A 5,989-nucleotide genomic window follows, 5' to 3' on the forward strand; every position below is an offset into this window, starting at 1 on the left:
CCACGCTGCCCCGCAGGTCCGCGGAAGGGCCGACGTACACGTCCTCGTGCAGGATGGCCGGCCGGCCATCGCCCCCGCGCTCGTCGGCCGCGGTGACGCATCCTGCGTCGTACTCGGTGCCGCGGACGCACCGGACTCCTGGGTGCTGCGGGTCGATCCGCAGCACCCGCTGAACGTCAACCGCAAGCGGGACCACCACCCGGGCATCCTGCTGATGGAGGCGGTCCAGCAGGTGGCGCACCTGGTGCCGCGGCAGCCGTTCTACCCCGAGACGGTCCGCATCCAGTTCCACCGCTACGCCGAACTGGGCGTGCCCTGCGTCATCGAGGCCAGGACCGTCGTCCAGCTCGGAACCGGCACCGAACTGCTCACCGTGCGCGGGACGCAGGGCGGGCAGCCGGTCTTCGCCGCCGACCTGCACAACGCGGCGGCACTCGCCCCGGCGGACGCCCGGTGAGCGGGCTCCGCGGCGACCGGCCGCACACCGTCCTGCTCACGGGCGGCACCGGATTCATCGGCTCCCACGTCCTGGCCCGACTGCTGGCGGCAGCCGACCGCGGCGCCCGGCTGCGGGTGCGGCTGCTCGCGCACACGGCGGCACCGCCGGCGCATCCGGCGGTCGAGCCCTGGACGGGAGACCTGGCGGACCCGGCGACCCTCCGCGGCATCTGCGCGGGCGTCTCCCGGGTGCTCCACCTCGGCTCCCTGGTCAGCGGGGACGAGGACCGGCTCCGAGCGGTCAACGCGGTCGGCACCTCGGCACTGCTCGATGAGGCACGGGCCGCCGGCGTACGCTCCTTCGTCCGGCTGAGCACCACCGCGGTGTACGGGCCCGGACCACACCGCGGAGTCGCCGAGGAGGCTGCCGTCCCCGGCCCGGAATCCGCGGTCAGCCGCAGCCGTCTGGCGGGCGACGTGCGGGTGCTGGCCGCCGGCGGGACCGTCGTGCGGCCGCACCTGGTGTACGGCAGCGGGGACACCTGGGTCGTCCCCGCCGCGGTCACGGCGCTGCGGCTGCTGCCGGGGCTGCCGGACGACGGCCGTGCGCGGGTGTCCGTGATCAGCGCCGACGACCTGGCGGAGGCACTGGTCGCGCTCGCGCTGGACCAGGCCGGCCCCCCGGCCGGGGTGCTGCACGCCGCACACCCGGAGCCGGTGTCGGTGCGAGCCATGCTCTCCCGGGTCGCCGGGGAACTGTCGCTGCCCCTGCCCGGGCGGGCGCTCACCGCGGACGAGGCGGTGCGCGGGCTGCCGGCCGGGGACGAGCGCGCGCCGCGGCTGATCCGCTTCCTGACCACGGACGCCTGGTTCGACGGCCGGCTGCTCTGGCGGACGACGGGCGTCCGTCCCGGGGCCGGATTCCTCGCCGACTTCCCCACGCACCTCCCGTGGTACCGGAAGGCGTTGGGACTTTCCTGAGCCGTGCGCCTGCCGGGGGCGAGGGCCGTGGCGGGTCCGGCCCTCACCCCCGGGGTCAGGCCGCCGGCCGCAGGATCACCGGCAGGGCACGGTGGCCGTTGGAGATGAACGACACCTGCGGCAGGATCTCGGAGGTCCCGAGCGCCATGTCGGGGAAGCGGTCGAACAGGGCCGCGAGAGCGATCCGCGCCTCCAAGCGGGCCAGTGGCGCCCCCAGGCAGTAGTGCACGCCGAAGCCGAAGGCCACGTGGTCTTTACGCGTGGGCCGCCGGACGTGGAAGGCGTCGGCGTCCGGACCGTGCCGCCGGGGGTCGCGCCCCGCGCCGGCGAAGGCGATCATGATGGGGTCGCCCTTGGCGATGACGACCCCGGCGATCTCGATGTCCTCCACGGCGTAGCGCAGGATGGAGTGGGCCCCGGGCGCCTCCAGGCGCAGGGTCTCGTCGATGACGTCGTCCCAGTCGGCGTGGCCCTCCCGGACCAGGGCCAGTTGCCCGGGGTGGCTCAGCAGTCTGTGCACCGCGTGGTCGAGCAGGTTGACCGTGGTCTCGTAGCCCGCGGTGAACAGCAGGATGAGGTTGTCGGCCAGTTCCTTCTCGGTCATCTGGCCCGCGGCCTGGGCCTTGATGAGCTCGCAGGTCAGGTCGTCGGCCGGCTCGGCCCTTTTGCGGGCGATGAGTTCGGTGAGCGCGACGTACAGCTCCCGCCCGTTGGCCTGCGCCTGCTCCAGGGTGGCCGTGGTGGAGAAGAAGCCCTTGATGATCCGCTGGAAGCGGCTGCGCGCCTCGGCGGGTATGCCGAACAACTCGCAGGTGACCTGTAGCGGCAGCGGATGGGCGAAGCCCTCGCGGAGGTCGACTTCCGCCCCCGGGGGCCGCTCGGCCAGCGCGTCCAGGATCTCGGCGGTCAGCGCCTCGATCCGCGGCTGCAGGGTGGCCACCCGGCGGGCGGTGAAGGCCGAGGCGACCGGCTTGCGCAGGCGCGCGTGGTCGTCGCCGTAGGCGGTCACCATGTTCTGCACGGAGACCCAGATGGCCAGCGGCCACTCGGCGCCGACGCTTCCGTCGATCCACGCGGGCCAGTGCCGGTAGGCGTCCTTGGAGACGCGGGGATCCGTGAGCAGTGCCCTGATCTCCTCGTGGCCGGTGACGGACCAGGCCAGAACCCCGCTCGGCAGTTCCACTCGCCGGACCGGTCCCTCGGCGCGAATTCTGGCGATCTCCCCATGGATGTCCTGACCGGACGCGTCAATGACGTACTTGCACGATGCGGATCCTGTCACTTCCGTCCCCCTATGGATGTGTTCCAGCAATTACGGAACCACGACGATCCAGCGGTGGCTGATCATATGGGAGAGCGGCATGAACACGACGCCCCATGGGGAGGTCCGGATCCCGACCCTCCGGATCCGGACTTCTTCCCGGGGCGGGGATTTTGACCGTACGTCAGTCCGCAGCCGCGCTGGCGGCCGCCTCACGCGGCACGGGATCGACGGGTGAGGGCATCACGGGGCGCCGGCTGCGGGCGAAGCGCCGCATCACAGGCCGCTCCACCGCCACGTACAGGATCCAGCCGGCCATCAGGGTGGCCAGGAAAAAGCCGATGAACACCGCCGTCGCCACCGGCGTTTCGTACCGGGCGCTGTGACCCACCACGTTGCGGCCGTAGAAGACGGTGATGCCCTGGCAGAGGTAGAACCCGAAGGACACCTCTCCCAGCCAGGTCATGGTCCGCCCGCCCAGCCAGCCCGACCGCCCCGCCACATCCCGCTGCACCGCCGAGACGATCAGCGCGCAGATCGGAAGGATCATCGTCACGTTGAAGACCAGGACGAACGGAACGTACAACTGGACCACGAAGCCGGCCAGGCACAGTGCCACGGCGGCGGGCATCGGCACCGGGACGTCACGTCCCGCGCGCACGGCCAGCGCCAGCAGCGCCCCGATCACGAACTCGGGAAGACGCAGCGGAGGCAGGAAGTCGCCGAACCAGAACTGCAGATTGGACACTCCGAAAGAAGTCGCCGGTGTATCGGGCACCAGCCAGGCCGTCGCCGCCTGGACGGCGACCATCACCACCATGAGCCCGGCGATCCATCCCCACAGATGCCGGACCGGGATCCTCCTGAGGCCCGCGATGACCAGCGGGAACAGGACATAGAACAGCAGCTCGCAACTGAGGGTCCAGGCAACGAGGTTCACGCACATGAACACCGACGGGTCCGGGAACCATGCGTGCAGCAGGAAGAGGTTCGGCAGCCACGCCTTCGCCGGGATCGAGCCATCGGCGAGGAAGACCATCACGAAGGCCCAGGTGGCCAGGTGGGCCGGGAAGACTTTGAGCAGCCGACGGCGCCAGAACGCTGTCGCGGGCTCCCCCGGCTTGGCCGACCAGGTGAGCACGAACCCGCTGAGGACGAAGAAGAACGAGACGCCGATCATCCCGGAGCGGCCGAAGGTGTCCCCGAGCCACTGCGCGATCGTGTGGTTCGCGAACGGACTGACCTTCACCGGCGCATTCGGCGGAAGCGGTGAATCGATCAGTGTCATGTGGAACATGAAAACGAGAAAGGCTGCAACGAATCGCAGCCCGGTCAGCGAAGGAAGCCGATGTCTTTGGAGGTCGGGAGTCGGCAGAGCCGCCGAATAAATCATAGAAAGCCTTCCGCTTGCAGGGTGCGCTCGGCCATTCGCCCAGTACGAGCGACAAAGCCCCCGGGGCCGCGAGCGCACCTCAGAGTGAACTGACCGATATTCGATCGTCCAATGAATTCGTCCATGCGAAAGGCGTATAAATAAGCCGGCCCTGAATATTACAAAACAGGCATCACCGAAATGTCCGGCAAACAAGGCATCTGCTGTCAGGGCAGCTCGTCCAGTCCCGCCACGAAGTCCTGCACCACGCTGCGCCGGTCGTCGCGCCGCCACGCCACCGCCAGCTCACTGGGCGACAGCCCGCTGACGGGACGTGCCACGATCCCCGAGCGCCGGTACAGCTCGACGTTGCCCTCGGCCAGCAGCACCACTCCCTTGCCGGCTTCGACCGCCGCCAGGGTCTCCTCCGCGCTCGAGACGACCGCGCCGATCCGGGGTTCCCGCCCGCCGCGGTCCTCCAGCGCCAGCCAGAAGCCACGCAGCGGACCGGCTCGCTCCGGCAGGGCGATGAAGGGCTCCTCCATCAGGTCGGCGAAGGCGATCTCCTCCCGCTCCGCCAAGGCGTGCCCCGCGGGGAGCGCCGCCCAGCGCCGTTCCCGCGCCACCACCCGCACCGAGAACTGCTCGGCGTCCGGAAGCGGGAGCCACACGAAGGCGATGTCCACCTCGCCCTTCGCCAGCCCCACACTCGGATCCGCCCAGCCCACGTGCCGGAACCGCAGCTGCCACTCCGGCCACTTGGGCTCGAAGGTCCGCCGTCCCCGCTGGACCAGACCTCGTCCCACACTCGTCGACAGACCGACGGTCAGCACCGCGCGCGCGTCCACCGCCGCGTCCGCCACCGCCCGCTGCGCCTGGTCCCACCGCTGGATGATCTCCCGCGCCGCCGGAAGGAGCGCGGCGCCCGCCGGCGTCAGCCGCACCTCACGCCAGGCCCGCTCGAACAAGGGCGTCCGCAGGCCCGTTTCCAGCTGACGCATCTGTTTGCTCAGCAACGACTGGGAGACGAAGAGCCGCTCCGCCGCCCGCTGGAAGCTCAGCTCCTCCGCGACAGCCACAAAGTACTTGAGATCCCGTACGTGGGCGTCCATAGCACATGGTTATCACAAGAGATCTTAGACAGGGCAGGTCAGACCGGCCGAGGATGAGAGGGTGCCAATTCGCTTGGAGGCGACGGACATGAGGAATCCCGACTTCGACCCGACCAGCCCGGCCATCGATCCACGGGGCCGCGTCGCGCTCGTCACCGGAGGAAACCGGGGCATCGGCCAGGAGGTCTGCCGGCAGCTCGCCCGGCTCGGGCACACCGTCTGGCTCACCGCCCGCAATCTCCCCGACGCCGAACGCGCCGCCGGCGCCATGGCCGCCACGGGCCTCGACGTCCGCCCTTTGCGCCTTGACGTTCGCGACGCCGGCACCCTCGAACAGGCGGCCCACCACGTCGGCGAGGAGTTCGGACGGCTCGACGTCCTCGTCAACAACGCCGCCATCCACTACGACAGCTGGCAGCGTCCGTCCGCCGCCCGCATGTCCATCGTCACCGAGGCGTTCGAGACCAACCTCTTCGGCGCCTGGCGCACCGTCCTGGCCTTCGTCGACCTCCTGCGGGCCGCCGAGCACCCCCGCATCGTCAACGTCAGCAGTGAGGCAGCCTCCCTGACCAACATGGGCAGCGGCGCTCCCGCCTATACCGCTTCCAAGACCGCGCTGAACGCTCTCACCCGCATGCTGGCCGCCGACCTCCGCCACGAGGGCGTGCTCGTCAACTCCGTCTGCCCCGGCTGGGTCGCCACCGACATGGGCGGTCCCGGAGGGCGGCCCGTCGAGGCCGGCGCCGCCAGTGTCGTCTGGGCCGCCCTCCTTGCCGACGACGGCCCCACCGGCGACTTCTTCCGTGACGGCCGCGCCCTCCCCTG

Annotated in this window: 6 protein-coding genes; 3 read left to right on the forward strand and 3 right to left on the reverse strand. The window is 70.6% G+C overall.

What is annotated here, in order from left to right:
• Both H5J33_RS20400 and H5J33_RS20405 read left to right on the forward strand, forming a co-directional pair.
• Nucleotides 1-457, forward strand: a 457-nt coding sequence (locus tag H5J33_RS20400; RefSeq protein WP_309485452.1) for an AfsA-related hotdog domain-containing protein, incomplete at its 5' end; no start/stop codon positions are given.
• Nucleotides 454-1,419, forward strand: a complete 966-nt coding sequence (locus tag H5J33_RS20405; RefSeq protein ID WP_181796369.1) for an NAD-dependent epimerase/dehydratase family protein — start codon at nucleotides 454-456, stop codon at nucleotides 1,417-1,419. The genes H5J33_RS20400 and H5J33_RS20405, both read left to right, overlap by 4 nt.
• A 55-nt stretch (nucleotides 1,420-1,474) precedes the next feature.
• On the opposite strand, the gene H5J33_RS20410 is transcribed toward H5J33_RS20405, so the two are convergent.
• The 3 genes from H5J33_RS20410 to H5J33_RS20420 all read right to left on the reverse strand — a co-directional run bounded on the left by H5J33_RS20410 (nucleotide 1,475) and on the right by H5J33_RS20420 (nucleotide 5,164).
• Complete coding sequence (locus H5J33_RS20410; protein WP_309485453.1) at nucleotides 1,475-2,602, reverse strand: cytochrome P450; 1,128 nt, start codon at nucleotides 2,600-2,602, stop codon at nucleotides 1,475-1,477.
• 262 nt (nucleotides 2,603-2,864) lie between these two features.
• Complete coding sequence (locus H5J33_RS20415; protein WP_181796371.1) at nucleotides 2,865-4,073, reverse strand: acyltransferase; 1,209 nt, start codon at nucleotides 4,071-4,073, stop codon at nucleotides 2,865-2,867.
• Between the two features lie 206 nt (nucleotides 4,074-4,279).
• On the reverse strand, nucleotides 4,280-5,164 hold the full coding sequence (locus H5J33_RS20420; protein WP_181796372.1) for a LysR family transcriptional regulator: 885 nt from the start codon (nucleotides 5,162-5,164) through the stop codon (nucleotides 4,280-4,282).
• A gap of 88 nt (nucleotides 5,165-5,252) precedes the next feature.
• Here H5J33_RS20420 and H5J33_RS20425 point away from each other — a divergent pair.
• The coding region (locus tag H5J33_RS20425) for an SDR family NAD(P)-dependent oxidoreductase (protein WP_181796373.1) at nucleotides 5,253-5,989 on the forward strand (737 nt) is incomplete at its 3' end.

Origin of the sequence: Streptomyces sp. WELS2 (assembly GCF_013870595.1) — a bacterium.
Taxonomy (GTDB): Bacteria; Actinomycetota; Actinomycetes; order Streptomycetales; family Streptomycetaceae; genus Streptomyces.